Genomic DNA, 17,376 nt, shown 5'->3' with positions numbered 1-17,376 from the left:
CAAAGGATGGATACGTGAGCGAAACAGCCTTGCCAAAAGATGACGTCCAGCCTGCGCTCGATGCCCAGGTTGAAACTCCACCACCGGCCAAAGAGCCGCGCCGAGGCAATGGACTGGCGATTGTCGCCTTGCTGCTCGGTGCCGCCGGTGTCGCCATCGGTGGCTGGGGTGTCTGGCAGGTGCGCCACCTGCAGAGCAACACGCAGCAACAGTCGAGTCAGGTGCAGGCGTTGAACGATCAGGCGCAGAGTCTGAAGCTCAACGAACAGCGTCTGACCGAGCGTCTGGCGCAGTTGCCCGGTGCTGACGAACTCGCCGAACGCCAGCGTCTGGTGACGCAATTGCAGGGCGATCAGCAGCGCCTCAATCAGCGTCTGGAAACCGTCCTCGGCGCCAGCCGCAAGGACTGGCGTCTGGCCGAGGCCGAGCACTTGCTGCGTCTGGCCAGCCTGCGCCTGTCGGCGTTGCAGGACATCAGCAGCGCCCAGGCACTGGTGCAGGGCGCCGACGAAATCCTCCGTGAACAGAACGATCCGGGTTCCTTCGCCGCGCGCGAGCAAGTGGCGAAAACCCTGGTTGCCTTGCGCAGCACCGAACAGCCGGATCGCACCGGGCTGTTCCTGCGCCTCGGCGCTTTGCGCGATCAGGTCATCGACCTCACCGAGCTGGCGCCGGAGTACAAGGATCGCGGCGAGTCGCTGCTGGGCCTGACTGCCGACGGCGACGGCGCCAGCCGCTGGGCGCAGTGGTGGGACAAGGTATCGCGCTATATCCGCATCGATTTCAACGCTGACAAGAACGTCAAGCCGCTGCTGGCCGGACAGAGCCTGAGCCAGGTGCGCCTGGCCCTGAGCCTGGCGCTGGAGCAAGCGCAGTGGGCGGCGCTCAATGGTCAGGCGGCGGTCTATACCCAGGCGCTGGCCGAGGCGCGCGATGTGCTCAAGGGCAATTTCAACCCGGACAACCCGCAAAGCAAAGTCATGCTGGAGCAGGTCGCCGAGCTGAGCAAGGAACCGGTCACCGTCCAGACGCCGGATCTGGCCGGCACCTTGAGCGCCGTGCAAGGGTATCTGGAGCGACGTAACGTCAATGCCGAGGAATCGGTGAAACCGTTCGCCAAGCCTGCCGGCAACCAGGCGCAGGAGGCGACCCCATGAAGCGCCTTTATGTAATCGTGTTTCTGGTCATCGCCGCGACGGCAGCGCTGGGCCTGGCGATCGCCGAGCATTCCGGTTACGTGCTGGTGGCGTACAAGAGCTTCCGCTACGAGGCAAGTCTGTGGGCGACACTGGCAGTGATCGCGGTGCTGTGGCTGCTGTTCTGGGGCATCAAGGTGCTGGCCGAGCTGGTGATGACCTCTACCGGCGTAGTCAATCCCTGGTCGCGGCGCAATCGCAGTCGCCGCGTGCAAGGGGCGATCGAACACGGCCAACTGGATCTGGCTGAAGGCCGCTGGGCCAGTGCGCAGCGGCATCTGACCCGCGCAGCGGAAGCCGAACGTCAGCCACTGCTTTACTACCTCGGCGCCGCACGTGCGGCGAACGAGCAAGGTCAGTACGAAGAAAGCGATCGTTTGCTTGAGCGCGCGCTGGAACGTCAGCCGCAAGCCGAATTGGCGATCGCCCTGAGTCACGCGCAACTGCAGACCGATCGCGGCGACACCGATGGTGCACTGGTGACTTTGCAGGCGATGCACGAGCGGCATCCGCGCAGCGCACAGACACTGCGTCAATTGCAGCGTCTGCATCAGCAACGTGGCGAATGGTCGGCGGTGATTCGTTTGCTGCCGGAGTTGCGCAAAGACAAAGTGCTGCCGCCAGCCGAACTGGCCGAACTCGAGCGTCGCGCCTGGGGTGAAAACCTGTCCCTGGCAGCCCATCGCGAAGAAGACGGTACGGTGGGTTTGCAGTCACTCAAGCGAGCCTGGGAGCAGCTGACTTCGGCGCAGCGTCAGGAGCCGCCGTTGGTGCTGGCCTATGCCGAGCAATTGCGCCAGTTGGGCGCTCAGGTCGAAGCCGAAGAAGTGCTGCGCACAGCGCTCAAGCGCAAGTACGACAGTCATCTGGCGCGGCTCTATGGTCTGGTTCGTGGCAGCGATCCTGCGCGTCAGCTGCAGACTGCCGAAGGCTGGCTCAAAGAGCACCCGGCCGATCCGAGCCTGTTGCTGACCCTCGGGCGTTTGTGTCTGCAAACCAGTCTGTGGGGCAAGGCGCGTGACTATCTGGAAAGCAGTCTGCGTGTGCAGCGCAATCCGGAGACCTGTGCGGAATTGGCCCGTCTGCTTGCACAGCTTGGCGATACCGAGCGCAGCAACCAGTTGTTCCAGGAAGGTCTGGGACTGCTCGATGAACGCCTGCTGGCGGCGCCTTTGCCGGTGGCGGCGAAGGTGTGAAAGGCGAGGAGGTTGCTCCCTCGCGAACTTTTCATGCTGAAAATTCCGCTTCTTTGCGCGCTGGAGGCAAATTCCTACAGTTCGCTTCATCATTTCCTCTTGAGCCTGTCGGGTTTTCCCTACACCTGTGGTGAACTGTCGGCAGGCCCTCGCCTTGAAAGGCTGACACGCTTTCCTCTACCGTAACCGTCTGTCTCTACTGTTACGGAAAAGCCATGTCGTTGGCCTGCTCACGCTCCTTGTTCTTCATGGCTTTCATTGCGGGGGCCTTTGCTCTGGGAGCTTCCTATTACCTCGAATACGCAGTCGGTCTGACGCCTTGCAGTCTGTGCCTGGTGCAGCGGTTGTTCCTCACCTTGCTGTGCGTTGGTTGCGGCGTGGCGGCGGTGCATGGCCCTCGCCGAGTTGGCTTGTGGTGGTACTGGCTGTTTGCGCTGGGCGCCAGTCTGGGTGGAACTACCGCTGCGTGGCGGCAGGTGTTGATCCAGAGTGACTCGATGTTGCAACTGGTCAAATGCTCGCCCACCGTGGAGTCGCTGTTCAGCGGTCTGCCGTGGATCTGTGCCTTGCAGCGGATGTTCAAGGGCGGTGCCGACTGTGCGGAAATCTCCTGGACGCTGTTCGACCTGAGCATTCCGGAATGGAGCCTGCTGTTTTTGTCGGCGTGTCGATTCTTGCGGTTTATCAGTTGCTGCGACTGATCTGGAGCGCTCTGCAACGACCGGTCAGCGACGAAGCGTCGCACTACACGCTGGTCAAGGATTAAACACTTGTATGAACTTTATCTCCTGCGTACCTTGAAGCCATAGGCGTGCGGGCATAATCTGGCCGGCACGTGTCATTGGAATTATGTTGCTCGATGACGCTCTGCCCGATCGTCCACCCAGTCAAATCAGAACAGGGGCGCGGGTGTAGAGCAGCATGACCCACAAGGGAAGAGAGATCGCCATGCTCGAAAGTTGTCAGAATGCTCAGGAACGTTGGGGTGGGGTTCATCTGCTGATCGACCGCTGGTTGCAGGAGCGTGAAGAGCTGATCGGCGCCTACGACAAACTCGGTGCGCAGCCTGATTCGCTGTCCGAAAGCCGCAAACCTCTGTTGGAGTTCTGCGGCGTGCTGGTCGATTACGTATCGGCTGGGCACTTCGAAATCTATGAACAGCTGACTGGCGAAGCCAAGGCGTTCAACGACAAGCGCGGTCTGGAACTCGCCGAGACCATTTACCCACGCATTGACGTCATTACCGAGAAGCTGCTCGCGTTCAATGATCTGTGCGATGAAGGCAAATGCGTTGCGGAGAAATTCAAGGAATTGGGCGGCTTGCTGCATGAGCGCTTCGAACTTGAAGACTGCCTGATCGAAGTGCTGCACACGGCACACAAGGCAGAAGATCCGGTTCAGGCCTGATCCACGTCCTTCATGAAAAACGGTGCGCCCGAAAGCGCACCGTTTTTTTATGCCTGATCAGCTCGTCGCGCCACGCAATTCCACTTCAAATACCAGTGGTGTGAATGGCGCAATCAGGTCGCCGGCACCGTCGGCGCCATAAGCCTGATCCGACGGAATCACCAATCGCCATTTCGCCCCCACCGGCATGCTCTGCAAAGCGGTGCGCCAACCGGTGATCACGCTGTCGAGGTTGAACCATTGCGGCTGGGTGTTCTGATCGAACACGGTGCCGTCCGGCAGCTTGCCGACATACAACACCTGCACTTTGCCGTCCGGGCCAGCCTTGGCGCCAGTGCCCGGAACCAGTTCAGTCAGGAGGATGCCATCGGCCAGTTCCTTCACCCCCGGTTTGGCTTTTTCCGCACTGAGAAAGCGTTGCTCGTTTTCCATCGCCGCATCGCTCGACTGCCGTGATGCCTGCTCGGCATTGCGCGATTCGTGGTCGGCCAGAATCTGTTCGATACGCGCTTCACTCAGCGCCAGCGGCTTGCCCTGATACGCCTGTTGCAGACCTTCGATCAGTGCCTGGATTTGCAATTGCGGCACCTCCTGACGCAGCCGTTCGCCGAGGCTGGCACCGAGGCTGTAAGCCAGGTCATGAGCATCGTTTGCCGTAGTTTTTTCATCGGCATACGCCGCCGAAAAAACCATGCAGAGGGACAACATAAAGTAGCGCGACATGGGCACTCTCCGACCTGAGATGCGGGGATTATGCCAGTGCCGACGCCTGCATCGGTGAACTGCTTTTTTCGCACGCAGAACATTTGGGCTTCGGTGCAACGCAACGGCAGAGATACTGTCAACATGCCCTAGCGGCGGTATCAGCAGAGGTCTAGTATGAGCCGCACTCACGTCAGCCAGGAGGTAAACCATGTCGGCCACCAAGAAGCCTGTAAATACTCCGTTGCACTTACTCCAACAGTTGTCGGGCAGCCTGCTCGAGCATTTGGAAAACGCTTGCTCGCAAGCCTTGGCTGATGCTGAAAAACTGCTCGCCAAGCTTGAAAAACAGCGTGGCAAAGCGCAGGAAAAACTGCACAAATCGCGCACCAAACTGCAGGACGCCGCCAGCGCCGGCAAAGCCAAGGCACAGAACAAAGCCAAGGCTTCGGTGAAAGAACTCGAAGACCTGCTCGACGCGTTGAAAGATCGTCAGTCCGAGACCCGCAGCTACATTCTGCAACTCAAGCGCGATGCTCAGGAAAGCCTGAAGCTGGCCCAGGGTGTTGGCCGCGTTCAAGAAGCAGTGGGCAAAGTTCTGTCGTCGCGTTCGGTCAAACCGGCAGCAGCACCAGCGAAGAAAGCCGCCGCCAAACCTGTTGCAAGCAAAGCCCCGGCGAAAACCGCAGCGGCCAAGCCTGCTGTTGCGAAAACCGCCGCCAAACCAGCGGCCAAGGCGCCAGTGAAAGCGGCTGCCAAACCAGCGGCGAAAACTGCAGCGAAGAAGCCAGCGGCGAGCGCGGCAAAACCGGCGGCTAAAACCACCGCAGCCAAACCTGCTGCAGCCAAGCCAGCAGTGAAAGCCACCCCTGCCAAAGCCGCTGCAAAACCGGCCGCGAGCAAAGCTGCACCGGCGAAAACCGCAGCCGCCAAACCTGCTGCCAAAGCAGCGGCAAAACCTGCAGCGAAACCTGCTGCCAAGACCGCCGCTGCGAAGCCTGCTGCCAAGACTGCGGCCAAGCCGGCCGCCGCCAAACCTGCTACGAAAGTGGCGGTAAAACCGGCTGCCAAACCAGCCGCCACATCGGCAGCAAAACCTGCGACAAAAACTGCTGCGAAACCGGCCACCAAGCCTGCTGCGAAACCCGCTGCTGCCAAGCCTGCGACCGCTGCTGCAAAACCGGCCGCCAAGCCAGCCGCAAAACCAGCGGTGAAAAAGCCTGCTGCTGCCAAGCCAGCCGCGACCAAACCGGCTGCTGCTCCAGCCGCCAAGCCTGCGCCTGCGGCTACCCCGGCTGCTCCAGCTGCCTCGACACCGTCGTCCGCTGCTCAATCGACCCCTTCGACTGCGCCAGCACCAGCCGCTTCGTCGAACGTCAGCAGCACCCCGACCAGCGCTTCCTAAGTGCCGGTTGCCGCGACGCGCAGCACTTGCAGCGCGTCGCGGTTCAGGCTGGCGGCAGTGCCGGCCAGATCTTCCAGCCAGGTCACCGAACCTGCATCGTTGCGCGCCCACTCCTGCGCCACACCTTCCAGCCGTGACAGCAAGGTTCGCTCAGCTTCAAGCTCAAGTGACTTGATCTGCTCGCGCATGCCCGCCACCACCGCATCATCGACGGCCCGCGCTTTCCATTGCATGCGCAAGGTTCGCAGCGGTTGCACCACCTCGATATCCCACGGCGCGGTCAAGGCCTTGAGCAAACGAACGCGCGACTCATCGCAGGTCACTGCGCGCTGCTCAAGCCACAAACCGCACAGCAACAGGCAGACATTGGCGCCCGCCGTTTGCAATTGCAGGCAGGCATCTTCCACACCCGGCCGGGCGTAGACATCAAGGGCAAAGCTCCACAGGTCAGAGGACATCGTGCTACTCGCGCCAGTTGTGAGCGAAGCTGGTAGACTCCGCCGCCATTATGATCCGACTTCAGAACCTGACTTTACAGCGTGGCCCGCAACGTCTGCTAGAAGACGCCGAGCTGACCCTGCACGCCGGCCACAAAGCCGGCCTCATCGGCGCCAACGGTGCCGGCAAATCCAGCCTGTTCGCCTTGCTGCGCGGCGAGTTGCACCCGGATTCGGGCGACTGCCTGCTGCCGGCCGACTGGCGCATTGCGCATATGCGCCAAGAGGTCGACACCCTCGAACGCCTGGCAGTCGATTATGTGCTCGATGGCGACCTGCGTCTGCGTGAGGTGCAACGCGAGCTTGCCGCCGCCGAGGAGGCCCACGACGGCACCGCACTGGCGCGGCTGCACGCCGAACTCGACAGCGCCGATGGCTACACCGCCGATGCGCGGGCGCGCAAGCTGCTCGCCGGCCTGGGTTTCACCAATGAGCAGATGGACCGTCAGGTAGGCGATTTCTCCGGTGGCTGGCGGATGCGTCTGAATCTGGCGCAGGCGCTGATGTGCCCGTCTGATCTGCTGTTGCTCGACGAACCGACCAACCACTTGGACCTCGACGCGATCATCTGGCTCGAAGAGTGGCTGAAGAGCTATCCGGGCACTTTGCTGCTGATTTCCCACGACCGGGATTTCCTCGACGAAGTGGTCGATCACGTCGCCCATGTCGATCAGCGCAAACTGACGCTCTATCGCGGCGGCTACACCGCGTTCGAACGCGCTCGTGCCGAGCGTCTGGCCCAGCAGCAACAGGCCTACGAGAAGCAGCAGGCGCAGCGTGCGCACATGGAAAGCTACATCGCCCGCTTCAAGGCCCAAGCGACCAAGGCCCGTCAGGCGCAGAGCCGGATCAAGGCACTGGAGCGCATGGAAGAATTGTCGGCGGCCCACGTCGATTCGCCGTTCGATTTCGTCTTCCGCGAGTCTACCAAGATCTCCAGCCCACTGATCGACCTGTCCGATGCGCGCCTGGGTTATGGCGACAAGACCATCCTCGAGAAGGTCAAGCTGCAACTGACCCCGGTGCACGGATCGGTCTGCTTGGGCCGAACGGTGCGGGTAAATCGACGCTGATCAAGAACCTCGCCGGCGAGCTCGAACCGCTGGCCGGGCGCCTGACCCGTGGCGAAAACACCGTGGTCGGCTACTTCGCCCAGCATCAGCTCGACTCGCTGGACTCCAAGGCCAGCCCGTTGCTGCACTTGCAGCGCCTGGCACCAAGCGAGCGTGAGCAGACCCTGCGTGACTTCCTCGGCGGTTTCGACTTCCGTGGCGCACGCATCGATGAGCCAGTGCTGAATTTCTCCGGTGGCGAGAAGGCCCGTCTGGCCCTCGCTTTGATCGCCTGGGAACGGCCGAACCTGCTGCTGCTCGACGAACCGACCAACCACCTCGACCTGGAAATGCGTCTGGCGCTGACCATGGCCCTGCAGGAATTCAGTGGTGCGGTGCTGGTGGTCTCTCACGATCGGCACTTGCTCAAGAGCACCACCGACAACTTCTATCTGGTTGCCGACGGCAAGGTCGAAGAGTTCGACGGTGATCTCGAAGACTACGCACGTTGGCTGGTGGAATACCGTCAGCGCAATGCGCCGGTCAGCAACACGCCGGTCAACCCGGACAAGACCGACAAGAAAGCTCAGCGCCAAGCGGCTGCAGCGTTGCGTCAGCAACTGGCGCCGCACAAGCGCGAGGCTGACAAGCTTGAAGCCGAGCTGGGCAAGCTTCACGAGAAACTGGCCAGGGTCGATGCCAGTCTCGGTGACAGCGATATCTACGAGCCGGCGCGCAAGAATGAATTGCGTGATCTGCTCGCCGAACAGGCGAAATTGAAGGTGCGTGAAGCCGAGCTGGAAGAGGCCTGGATGGAAGCCCTGGAAACCCTGGAAAGCATGCAGGCGGAGCTGGAGGCGTTGTCCTGATGGAAGCCTTCAAGCTGCCCTTTGCGGCGGTGTGGGTCGAGCCCATCTGGTTCACCGCGCAGATTCTGCTGATTCTGCTGGCCGGTTACCTCACCCAGCGTTTCGTTGCCAAAGGCCTGACTCGCCTGGGTGAGCGCTATCCGTTTCCACCGCAGTTGCTGATGCCGCTGCGCGGCGTGTTGCGCTGGCTGATCATGGGCAGCGCGCTGCTCTTCGTGCTCGAGCGCCTCGGCGTTTCGGCCACGGTGCTGTGGACGGCGCTGTCGGGGTTTGTCGCGGTGGCGGCGGTGGCGTTCTTCGCCATGTGGAGTGTGCTGTCGAACCTGCTCTGCGCAATTCTCATTTTCACCGTCGGGCCGTTCCGCCTCGGCGACGTGGTCGAGCTGGTGGACACCACCGACAAGCCTGGCGTCAAAGGCCGGGTGATCGCGATCAATCTGCTCTACACCACGCTGGTCGAGGCCGAAGAGCTCGGCACCGGTAGCGCCATGGTGCAGGTGCCGAACAGCCTGTTCTTCCAGCGTTCGGTGCGGCGTTGGCGCGGGACCGATGTGTTGCCGTCGAGCGGGTTTGAGAAGTAATTTCTACGTCGTCTGTTCCGACGCCTTCGCGAGCAGGCTCGCTCCCACATTGGAATGCGTTCCCCTGTGGGAGCGAGCCTGCTCGCGAAGGGCCCTCAGCTTCCCGCAATATTTAGCAAAAAACTGGTAGTCATCCACACGAAGCCGCATTAGCTTAGGCATTTGTCACAAGCATCAGCCGAGGTATGCGATGGAGCTTCAAACATGGCTGGCATTCTTTGCCGCCTGCTGGGTGATCAGTTTGTCCCCGGGCGCGGGCGCCATTGCGTCGATGTCCAGCGGTCTGCAATACGGGTTCTGGCGCGGCTATTGGAACGCGCTGGGCCTGCAGATCGGTCTGGCGGTGCAGATTGCGATTGTCGGCGCAGGTGTTGGCGCCGTGCTCACTGCTTCGGCCACGGCGTTCCATGCGATCAAATGGTTCGGCGTTGCCTATCTGGTTTATCTGGCTATCAAGCAATGGCGCGCGTTGCCCATGGACATGAGCGATGACGCCGGGGTACGGCCGATCGGCAAGCCGCTGGCCCTGGTGTTTCGCGGCTTTCTGGTGAATATCAGCAATCCCAAGGCATTGATATTCATGCTCGCGGTGCTGCCGCAGTTCATCAATCCCCATGCGCCGCTGCTGATTCAGTATCTGGTGATCGGCGTGACCATGGTATTCGTCGACCTGATTGTCATGGCCGGCTACACCGGGCTCGCGTCGAAGGTGCTGCGCCTGTTGCGCACACCCAAGCAGCAGAAACGCATGAACCGCACCTTTGCCGGGCTGTTCATCGGCGCGGCGGCATTCATGGCGACGTTGCGCAAAGCGGCGGCGTAAACCGCTCGGGCAGAAAAAAGGCGACCTCAAGAGGTCGCCTTTTTCATTTCTACCGAGACATCGGGGCAAGCGAGCTTTTCTTGAATCAATAGCGAGGGCCGCTTCGCGACCCAACGGGGATAAATCCCCTCGCAACAGAGCCCTTCGCCACAAAAGTCCTCAGATCCGGCTCAGCGTAAAATCACCGGCGCCGTGTCACGCGGCAGATTGTTGCGCTGCGGCGCCTCACGCGGTTGTTCATAACCGTCACCGCCACCGAGCTGCATGCTCAGTTGCCCGGCCACGTCTTCGCCCAACGCCTTGGACACGTCACGCACCACCCGCGGACGGTTCAGCGAGATCTTGATGTCGCGGTGGTTCACCAGTTTGGTGTCCTGCGCTTCGCCCATCGCCGTGAAGGCCGAGGTGATCTCGTAGGTCTTGGTGTTGATCAGGCTGAAATCCGCCACCAGCGTCAGGCCCAGCACCGCCGAATAGCTGTCGGTGTGCGCCAGCTCGTTGATGTCCTGGGTGAAGTCGATGTCGGACACGGTGCCGAACAGCACGTAGTCGGCGCCTTTGAAGTTGCCGGCCTTGATGCGCTTGATCACGTCATACACATCGCCCTTGGACGAGGCGGTGTACGGTGTGCCCTGCACCAGCTGGAACATGCCGGTACGCAGGATTTCACCCTTGATGTCGCCGGTGAATTTACGCAACTCGCCCTGTTCGATGTAGCTGGTGGTCGCTTCGATCTCGTTGTAGCTCGAAGAACCGCTGGCGCTGTAGTAACTCTCGCGGTGGTTGCTTTGCGCCGAAACGATGTGGATGTATTGCTCCACGCGTTCCTGATACGCCAGATCCGTCACCGCGACTTTCGGGGCCGCCTGCGCGCTGAACGCGCAAGCCAGGGCCATCATGCCAATCCATGTGCGCATCGATTAACGCTCCGTGGTTTTGCGGATCTCTTTTTCGTCCATCCACTCGGCCAGCCCGCTTTCGACGTCGATCAGTTGCAGGCTGAATTTGTAGAAGACGTCCTTGTAGTCGCTGCTTCGCTTGACGATCGAGCTGATCGAACCTTCGATGCGGTACTTGGCGGCGATCATGTTGCCGGTCTTGGCCACGGTGCTTTTCTTGTACAGGCCGCTCTGGTTCTGCAGCTTGAGCTGATCAACCTGGCTCTGCATCGCATTGTTGTCGCTGGCAAAGCGCGCGACACCGGTTTTCATCAATTGGGTCTTGATGCTGGTGGTGATTTCGCGAGTGTCGATGTACTCGCTGGTCTTGTTCTTCACGTCGTAGACCTGAACCACCGGGCGACCCTGCAGGATGCCGGACTGGGCCAGCGAGCGGGTCATCGACTCGGCGATCATTTGCAGGTCGGTCGAACCAAATTCGTTGGTCACGGTTTCAACCGCTTTGGTGTCGCCGTAGCTGATGTTCTTGCTGCCCAGGGTCGGCGAGGTGTTGGCGCAACCGGAGGCGAGCAGGGCGATGACGGCGATGCAGGAAAAGCGTGCAAACATGAGAAAGCTCTCTCAATCAGAAATAGGGTGGCGGGCTTAAGGCGTCTTGATTTCCAGACGGAAATCCACGGCTTTCGGGGTCGGCGCGATGGCCTGAATGAAGCTGGTCTGGGCGCCGTACATCATCTGGCTTTTCCACACTTCTTCTTCGGCAACCGGGAAACCTTCGGCACCAAGCCAGGCGAAGCGGTAGTAGAAGATCTTGTTGCTGTTGAGGGTGTTGCTCAACTGCACGTTGACGGTCATGAAGCCGTTTTCCCGGGCCACGCGCATGGCGCCGACGACGATGTGTTTCTGCGGGCCCATGGCCACGACTTTGCTCGCGGCGCTGCCCGGCTCCGGCGGTGGCGGGGTGGCGCAGCCTGCCAGCAAGGCGAGGGCGGCGACGGCGATGATCTTCAAGCGCATTGCAAAGACTCCGTTCTTAAGGTTGTTTGAGGCTGGCGACATTGGTCGCGGCAGCGCTCGGCATTACGTGAGCAGCGATGCCGCCAGCGAATACCTGGTTGCCCACGGCACGCAGGCTGATCACTTGGTAGTGCTGGTCGACAGTGACCTTGACCACCGAGCCGCCGACGGCGCTCGGCAGGGTAACCTGATGCTCGCCTTTTTCAGGCGCAGACGCACCACTTGGGTGTTGTCCGGCAGGGTGCGCCATGTACGGGTATCGGCACCTTCGAGCACTGCTGAAGAAATACCCACAGCGAGACCGGCCAGCGGATTGGTTTCGTTGATCTTCTTTGCGCCACGCCTTTGGTGATCGCGCGCACGGTGGTGCGCACGATGATCCCCGGCATGTCATCGCGCAGAGCGCGGCGGGACATGGCGGTGGTGCTGTTCAGCGCGGTCAGGTCGACTTGCTTGCCGTCGACGCCGATCTGCGCAAACGGCGCGGTGGAGGTGTCAGGCTTGATGATCGGGAACGACAGCGGAGTGATCACGACGTTATTGGAGATCGGTAATGGCAGCGGCACACGAATCGAGTCGCGGGCCGGGGCCAGACCGCTCTGCACGACGATGAGAATGTCGCTGTCGTCGGACTTCGACGGTTTGTCGAGATTGACCAGCGCCTGTTCGAGCAGTGGCGTGTTCGGGCGCAATTCGGCGGCTTTGCGATAACCCGGCGCGGCCAGATCTTTCTCGCCCAGTGCTTCGTAGACGAAACCGGCGAGGTAATGGCTGAATGCACTCTGGTAGCTGTTTTTCAGGCCGACCACTTCCGGTGCGTCGAGGCTGGCCACCGGATAACCCTGCAGATCCTTGTACTGAGTCTTGATGCCTTCTTTCTCGGCCTGTTCTTCGCTCTTGAGGTATTCCTTGTCACGCAGGTCGGCGATCACCGCTTCGCGTTCGTGGGTCTTTTTGATCGCCGTGCGGGCGCCATCGAAATCGTTGACCGCCAACAGGTTCAGGGCCATCTGCGTGGTCAGCATGACTTTTTCGTAGTCATAGCCTTCGTAGCGACGCACCTTGTCGTTGACGATGAAGCTGCCGAACTGTGCCAGGTACTTGGCCGAGTCGAGCTTGACCGCGTCTTCCCACTGACCGACCACCTGATCGGCACTGCCCCAGGCGTTCTGGCTGCCCGACAGGTCGCCCTTGGCGCGCAGCAGTTCACCTTTCTCGAAGTAATAGAGCAGGTCTTTGTCGGCGCCGGTGTTGTTCTTTTCCAGGAGGGTCAGCGCCGCATCGACGTTGCCGGAAGCCAGTTGCTGATTGGTCTGGGCCAGTTCGGAATCGTAGTTGCGAAACGCTGCGCAGCCGGACAACAGCGTGACGGCGCTGAGCGCGAGCAGCATGGGAGCGCGGAATGCCATGGGTACTTCTTCCCTGAGTAACAAGACTTGCAGCCGCGTGTGCTGGTCGGGCTGGTGTGACCTATCGACGGCGGCGCTGGCCTCCTGCCAATTCCTCATGGGTGAGGAGCTTTTGATGCCGGCTCGCTGGGCGAGGGCGCGGCATTATAAGCGCGTGATGATGGCTATGTAATGTCTTTTTGGTGGCGTGGAGGGCGGTCGTGCCATCACCTGGTTTAGTTGTTCACGACGCGTTCGGCCGCTGTTTTGCCGGGCCCGAACGCGCTGCCATGGCGAAAACCCGATCGCCGAGGGCGCGCAGGGTGATGACCTGGCGGTTCTGATCAATCCGGATCTTCAGCGGTGCGGCGTTGTTGATGTGGGGCAGAGTGATCGCGTGTTCGCCTTTCCTCAGGCGCACGCGCAATACCTGAGTCAGGTTGGGCAGGGTGCGCCAGGTACGCGTATCGGCGTGTTCGAAACCATCCCAATGGGTCACGTACGATGCTTTGCTCGGGTCGCGTCGGTTGTCGGTGGCTTGCACGTCGGCTGCCAGAAAGGCCCGGTAAGTGGTGCGCTGGATAATGCCGGGCATGTCATCGCGCAACGTGCGCAAGGACATGTCGGTGATGCTGTTGACCGCGATGAGTTTCTTCTGCCGGCCATCGATGCCGATCTGATTGAAGGCCGGCGTCGAAGTGTCGGGCACCATCACCGGGAACGAGATGTTGGCGACAATCACCTGCCCGTCTGCCAGCTTCACCGGGTACGGCACACGCAGCGAACTGCGTGCGGGAGCGAGGCCGCTTTGCACGATGATCAGCACATCGCTTTCGTCACCCTTGAGGCCGGGACTGTCGAGGTCACGCAATGCCTGCTGAAAGAACGGTAAATCCGGGCGCAATTCGATGGCCTGGCGATAGCCGGGCGCGGCGAGATTCTTTTCCCCTAGCGCTTCATAGGTAAAGCCCGCGAGGTAGTGACTGAACGCGCTTTGGTAACCGTTCTTCAAGGCGATCACCGCCGGCGCGTCCAGCATGACTACCGGATAGCCCTGCAGATCCTTGTAGTGCACACGCACGCCCTGCTTTTTCGCCACCTCTTCGACGCGCTCATATTCGAGCTCGCGCTGCCGGGCGATCAGCGCTTCGCGCTCATGGGTTTTCTTGATGTCGGCGCGAGCACCATCGAAATCATTCACGGCCAGCTGGTTGAGGGCCATCTGCGTGGTCAGCATGACTTTTTCATAGTCATAACCATCGTAGCGCCGCAGCTTGTCATTGATGATGCTGCCCCAGTGATTACCCATGGCGGCCAAGAGTTTGTCGCCGGTGGTTTCAAGGGTGTCCTGGCGCTCGATCACCATTTGCTCGGCACTGCGCCATGCCGCCTGACTCTGGGGCAGTTCACCGCCCGCGCTCAACACCGCGCCTTTCTCGAAGTAATAGAGCAGATCCTTCTGCTCGTCCGGGTTATGGGCCTCGATCAAGGCCAGCGAGCCGGCGACGTTGCCTTGTTTCAATTGCTCGGTGGTCTGTTCCAGCTCTAGGTCGTAATTGCGATAAGCCGCACAACCCGCCAGTTGTGTCATGGCGGTCAGCAGCAGGGGAAGCAGCAGGCAAGGGCGCATTGAAAGGGTCTTCCTTGAACAAAGCGGGAACATTTACGTTATTGGAGTCGATGGTGGCACATGGCTTCAACGATATGAATCATTCCCTGCCAACATCGACAAAGCTTGAGAGAAACGTCTACGAAGTGAACAATATGTAACTTCGCATTTCCATTTGAGATTCGTTCATGATTGCCTCGTCCCGATTGCTGGCCTGGCTGCTGTTCCCGTTATTGTCCCTGAGCGGCCTGCCGCTGCTGGCCGATACCGTGGAAGGCGCGCCGCAAGCGTTGCACCTGCTCGATTACATCAGTGCCGATTACCCGCCGACGGTCGCGGCAGGCAAAGTCATCGACGATGGCGAATACCGCGAGCAGCTGGAATTCACCCAGGTTCTGCAAGGCTTGATCACTGCATTACCGGCCAAACCGGAAAAAGCCGCGCTGGAACAGGGCGTCGAATCTTTGCACGCCGCCATCAGTGCGAAGCAGGACGGTGCTGATGTAGCCCGTCAGGCCCGACAGTTGGGGGCGAAACTGGCGGTGGCTTATGAGGTCAGTCAGGCGCCGATCATCACCCCGGACCCGACACGCGGTGCGCCGTTGTATGCGCAGAATTGCTCGGTGTGCCACGGCGATTCCGGTGCCGGCGACGGCCCGGCCGGCGTAGGTCTGACCCTGCGCCAGCCAACCTGCGCGACGCTGCGCGCATGGATCACCTGAGCCTGTACGCGATCTACAGCACCCTCGGCCAGGGCGTCGAAGGCACCGACATGCCGGCGTTTGCCGATCAGCTCGATGATCGCCAGCGCTGGGATCTGGCCACCTACATCGCCGGCTTCAGTGCCGATGCGGCGGCCGCCAAGTCCGACAAGGTCTACAACATCGCCGATCTGGCCCGCCAGACCCCGGCCGAAGTGCAGGCGGCGGAAGGCGCAGAGGTTGCGGCGACGTTCCGGGCTCAGCGCGCACAACCACCGCAGGTCAAACGCGGTCCGGCGCAGTTGCTCGATTACACTGCCGCCACGCTGGACAAGAGCCTCGCGGCCTACCGCGCCGGTGAACATGATCAGGCCTATGACCTCTCGGTGGCGGCGTATCTGGAAGGCTTCGAACTGGTCGAAAGCTCGCTGGACAACGTCGATGCCAACGTGCGCAAGGACACAGAAAAATCGTTGATGGCGTATCGGCAATCGCTGCAGGACGGTCTGTCGGTCGAGCAGGCCGAGCAGCGTCTGGACGCGGCCAAGGCCAAACTCGAGGAATCCGCCGGCCTGCTGGGCAGCGATGGTCTGAGCTGGTCGCTGAGCTACATCTCCGGTCTGCTGATTCTGCTGCGCGAAGGTCTGGAAGCGATTCTGGTGCTGGCGGCAATCCTCGCCTTCTTGCGCAACACCGGTCAGCAGTCAGCGGTGCGCAGTGTCAACGTTGGCTGGGGCCTCGCGTTGCTGGCGGGCTTGGGCACCTGGGCGCTGGCGGCGTATGTGATCGACGTCAGCGGTTCGCAGCGCGAGTTGCTGGAAGGCGCCACCGCGCTGTTTGCCAGCGTCATGGTGTTGTGGCTCGGCGTGTGGATGCATGACCGCCGTCATGCAGCGGCCTGGAAGGATTACATCAAGAGCAGCCTGGTCGGCGGCGGTGGACGTTTCGGCTTTGCGATCCTCGCGTTCTTCTCGGTCTATCGCGAGTTGTTCGAAGTGATCCTGTTCTACGAAACCCTCTGGCTGCAGGCCGGGCCCGCCGGGCACAACGCCGTGCTGGCCGGCGGTGCGACGGCGTTGGTGCTGCTGGTCGGCCTGGCCTGGGTGATTCTGCGCGGCTCGGCGAAACTGCCGCTGACGCTGTTCTTCAGCATCAACGCCGCGCTGTTGTGCGCGTTGTCGGTGGTGTTTGCCGGGCATGGCGTGAAAGCCTTGCAGGAGGCCGGGATCTTCGGCACACGGCCGGTGGCGTTCTTTGAATTCGACTGGCTGGGGATCCATGCCGATGCCTATTCGCTGATTGCGCAGGCGGTGGCGATTGTGGCGATTGTTGTGTTGTACGGGCGTAGTTGGGTGGCGGAGAAGCGCCGGGTTTCGGCTGCATAAAGGCATTCGCTGCGCTCATATTCGCGAGCAGGCTCGCTCCCACAGGTTCGGTATGTATCCTGTGGGAGCGAGCCTGCTCGCGAATTTTTGGAGGCAAGAACATGCGTGTATGGATCGATGCCGACGCCTGTCCACGGGCGGCGAAGGATCTGGTGGTGAAGTTCGCGTTAAAGCGCCAGTTCGAAGTGGTGCTGGTGGCCGGGCAGCCGCAGACCAAGCCGGGGCTGGCCATCGTCAAACTGATCGTGGTGCCGAGCGGGCCGGATGCGGCGGATGATTATCTGGTCGAGCACGCCGTGCCGGGTGAGCTGGTGATCTGCAGCGATATCCCGCTGGCCGATCGGCTGGTGAAGAAGGGCGTGGCGGCGCTGGATCCGCGCGGCAAGGAGTTCGATGCGCAGAACATGGGCGAGCGTCTGGCAGTGCGTAACCTGTTCACCGATCTGAGGGAGCAGGGCCAGATGAGCGGCGGGCCGGCGCCGTTTGGTGAGCGTGAAAAGCAGGCGTTTGCCAATGCTTTGGACCGGATTCTGACCCGGCTCACCCGCAAGGACTGAGTCTTGCACAATCGCTGTGGAGCGAGCCTGCTCGCGAAGGCGTCGTATCAAACAGATTTGAATTGAATGACACTCCGCTTTCGCGAGCAGGC

General features: G+C 61.1%; 13 protein-coding genes and 4 pseudogenes. 10 read left to right on the top strand and 7 right to left on the bottom strand.

Annotation, left to right across the window (positions count from 1 at the left end):
- Positions 1–14: 14 nt before the first annotated feature.
- The 4 genes and pseudogenes from LJU32_03480 to LJU32_03465 all read left to right on the top strand — a co-directional run bounded on the left by LJU32_03480 (position 15) and on the right by LJU32_03465 (position 3,799).
- A complete protein-coding gene (locus LJU32_03480; GenBank protein WKV91033.1) occupies positions 15–1,157 on the top strand; it encodes a uroporphyrinogen-III C-methyltransferase in 1,143 nt (380 codons plus the stop codon).
- Entirely contained in the window at positions 1,154–2,392 is a 1,239-nt protein-coding gene (locus LJU32_03475; protein WKV89479.1) for a heme biosynthesis protein HemY, read from the top strand. Before LJU32_03480 ends, LJU32_03475 begins: the two co-directional genes overlap by 4 nt.
- A gap of 215 nt (positions 2,393–2,607) precedes the next feature.
- Positions 2,608–3,158, top strand: a pseudogene (locus LJU32_03470) (disulfide bond formation protein B).
- 182 nt (positions 3,159–3,340) lie between these two features.
- Positions 3,341–3,799: an Rsd/AlgQ family anti-sigma factor gene (locus tag LJU32_03465; protein ID WKV89478.1), complete on the top strand. Its 459-nt coding sequence runs from the start codon at positions 3,341–3,343 to the stop codon at positions 3,797–3,799.
- A 57-nt stretch (positions 3,800–3,856) separates the two neighbouring features.
- Here the strand turns inward: LJU32_03465 and LJU32_03460 are convergent, their stop codons facing one another.
- The gene (locus tag LJU32_03460; GenBank protein ID WKV89477.1) at positions 3,857–4,522 is read right to left on the bottom strand and encodes an FKBP-type peptidyl-prolyl cis-trans isomerase; all 666 of its coding nucleotides are present in this window, start codon (positions 4,520–4,522) and stop codon (positions 3,857–3,859) included.
- Between the two features lie 190 nt (positions 4,523–4,712).
- Between LJU32_03460 and LJU32_03455 the strand changes: the two genes are divergently transcribed.
- A complete protein-coding gene (locus LJU32_03455) occupies positions 4,713–5,906 on the top strand; it encodes an AlgP family protein (protein WKV89476.1) in 1,194 nt (397 codons plus the stop codon).
- On the opposite strand, the gene LJU32_03450 is transcribed toward LJU32_03455, so the two are convergent.
- A complete protein-coding gene (locus tag LJU32_03450) occupies positions 5,903–6,364 on the bottom strand; it encodes a TIGR02444 family protein (protein ID WKV89475.1) in 462 nt (153 codons plus the stop codon). The genes LJU32_03455 and LJU32_03450 overlap by 4 nt on opposite strands.
- Before the next feature lie 50 nt (positions 6,365–6,414).
- Between LJU32_03450 and LJU32_03445 the strand changes: the two are divergent.
- From LJU32_03445 to LJU32_03435, 3 genes and pseudogenes are all read left to right on the top strand, one after another.
- A pseudogene (locus LJU32_03445) lies at positions 6,415–8,324 on the top strand (ATP-binding cassette domain-containing protein).
- Complete coding sequence (locus tag LJU32_03440; protein ID WKV89474.1) at positions 8,324–8,905, top strand: mechanosensitive ion channel family protein; 582 nt, start codon at positions 8,324–8,326, stop codon at positions 8,903–8,905. The pseudogene LJU32_03445 and the gene LJU32_03440 overlap by 1 nt, the downstream one beginning before the upstream one ends.
- A gap of 190 nt (positions 8,906–9,095) precedes the next feature.
- Positions 9,096–9,728, top strand: coding sequence for a LysE family transporter (locus LJU32_03435; GenBank protein WKV89473.1), 633 nt, complete (start codon positions 9,096–9,098; stop codon positions 9,726–9,728).
- Between the two features lie 170 nt (positions 9,729–9,898).
- Here LJU32_03435 and LJU32_03430 read toward each other — a convergent pair whose 3' ends face one another.
- From LJU32_03430 to LJU32_03410, 5 genes and pseudogenes are all read right to left on the bottom strand, one after another.
- Positions 9,899–10,645 carry a penicillin-binding protein activator LpoB gene (locus LJU32_03430; protein ID WKV89472.1) on the bottom strand — a complete coding sequence of 249 codons (747 nt, stop codon included), beginning with the start codon at positions 10,643–10,645 and terminating at the stop codon, positions 9,899–9,901.
- A gap of 3 nt (positions 10,646–10,648) precedes the next feature.
- Positions 10,649–11,236, bottom strand: a complete 588-nt coding sequence (lpoB, locus tag LJU32_03425; GenBank protein WKV89471.1) for a penicillin-binding protein activator LpoB — start codon at positions 11,234–11,236, stop codon at positions 10,649–10,651.
- 36 nt (positions 11,237–11,272) lie between these two features.
- The gene (locus LJU32_03420) at positions 11,273–11,644 is read right to left on the bottom strand and encodes a YcfL family protein (protein WKV89470.1); all 372 of its coding nucleotides are present in this window, start codon (positions 11,642–11,644) and stop codon (positions 11,273–11,275) included.
- A 16-nt stretch (positions 11,645–11,660) separates the two neighbouring features.
- A pseudogene (locus tag LJU32_03415) lies at positions 11,661–13,053 on the bottom strand (hypothetical protein).
- A 223-nt stretch (positions 13,054–13,276) separates the two neighbouring features.
- Complete coding sequence (locus LJU32_03410; GenBank protein ID WKV89469.1) at positions 13,277–14,662, bottom strand: hypothetical protein; 1,386 nt, start codon at positions 14,660–14,662, stop codon at positions 13,277–13,279.
- A 167-nt stretch (positions 14,663–14,829) separates the two neighbouring features.
- Between LJU32_03410 and LJU32_03405 the strand changes: the two are divergent.
- Positions 14,830–16,727: pseudogene (locus LJU32_03405) on the top strand (FTR1 family protein).
- A 101-nt stretch (positions 16,728–16,828) separates the two neighbouring features.
- On the top strand, positions 16,829–17,284 hold the full coding sequence (locus LJU32_03400; protein WKV89468.1) for a YaiI/YqxD family protein: 456 nt from the start codon (positions 16,829–16,831) through the stop codon (positions 17,282–17,284).
- Positions 17,285–17,376 lie beyond the last annotated feature (92 nt).

It is taken from the genome of Pseudomonas sp. B21_DOA (assembly GCA_030544685.1).
GTDB classification, from domain to species: domain Bacteria; phylum Pseudomonadota; class Gammaproteobacteria; order Pseudomonadales; family Pseudomonadaceae; genus Aquipseudomonas; species Aquipseudomonas fluorescens_AO.
The sequence above is the reverse complement of the archived record's forward strand: the minus strand, read 5'-3'. Positions and strand labels throughout refer to the sequence as shown.

Bases quoted from the DNA above. Each gene is read 5' to 3' on its own strand.
- LJU32_03400 (WKV89468.1), top strand. From the start codon at position 16,829: ATGCGTGTATGGATCGATGCCGACGCCTGTCCACGGGCGGCGAAGGAT.
- LJU32_03460 (WKV89477.1), bottom strand. From the start codon at position 4,522: ATGTCGCGCTACTTTATGTTGTCCCTCTGCATGGTTTTTTCGGCGGCG.
- LJU32_03465 (WKV89478.1), top strand. From the start codon at position 3,341: ATGCTCGAAAGTTGTCAGAATGCTCAGGAACGTTGGGGTGGGGTTCAT.
- LJU32_03440 (WKV89474.1), top strand. From the start codon at position 8,324: ATGGAAGCCTTCAAGCTGCCCTTTGCGGCGGTGTGGGTCGAGCCCATC.
- LJU32_03410 (WKV89469.1), bottom strand. From the start codon at position 14,662: ATGCGCCCTTGCCTGCTGCTTCCCCTGCTGCTGACCGCCATGACACAA.
- LJU32_03450 (WKV89475.1), bottom strand. From the start codon at position 6,364: ATGTCCTCTGACCTGTGGAGCTTTGCCCTTGATGTCTACGCCCGGCCG.
- LJU32_03420 (WKV89470.1), bottom strand. From the start codon at position 11,644: ATGCGCTTGAAGATCATCGCCGTCGCCGCCCTCGCCTTGCTGGCAGGC.
- LJU32_03435 (WKV89473.1), top strand. From the start codon at position 9,096: ATGGAGCTTCAAACATGGCTGGCATTCTTTGCCGCCTGCTGGGTGATC.
- LJU32_03455 (WKV89476.1), top strand. From the start codon at position 4,713: ATGTCGGCCACCAAGAAGCCTGTAAATACTCCGTTGCACTTACTCCAA.
- LJU32_03475 (WKV89479.1), top strand. From the start codon at position 1,154: ATGAAGCGCCTTTATGTAATCGTGTTTCTGGTCATCGCCGCGACGGCA.
- LJU32_03430 (WKV89472.1), bottom strand. From the start codon at position 10,645: ATGCGCACATGGATTGGCATGATGGCCCTGGCTTGCGCGTTCAGCGCG.
- lpoB (WKV89471.1), bottom strand. From the start codon at position 11,236: ATGTTTGCACGCTTTTCCTGCATCGCCGTCATCGCCCTGCTCGCCTCC.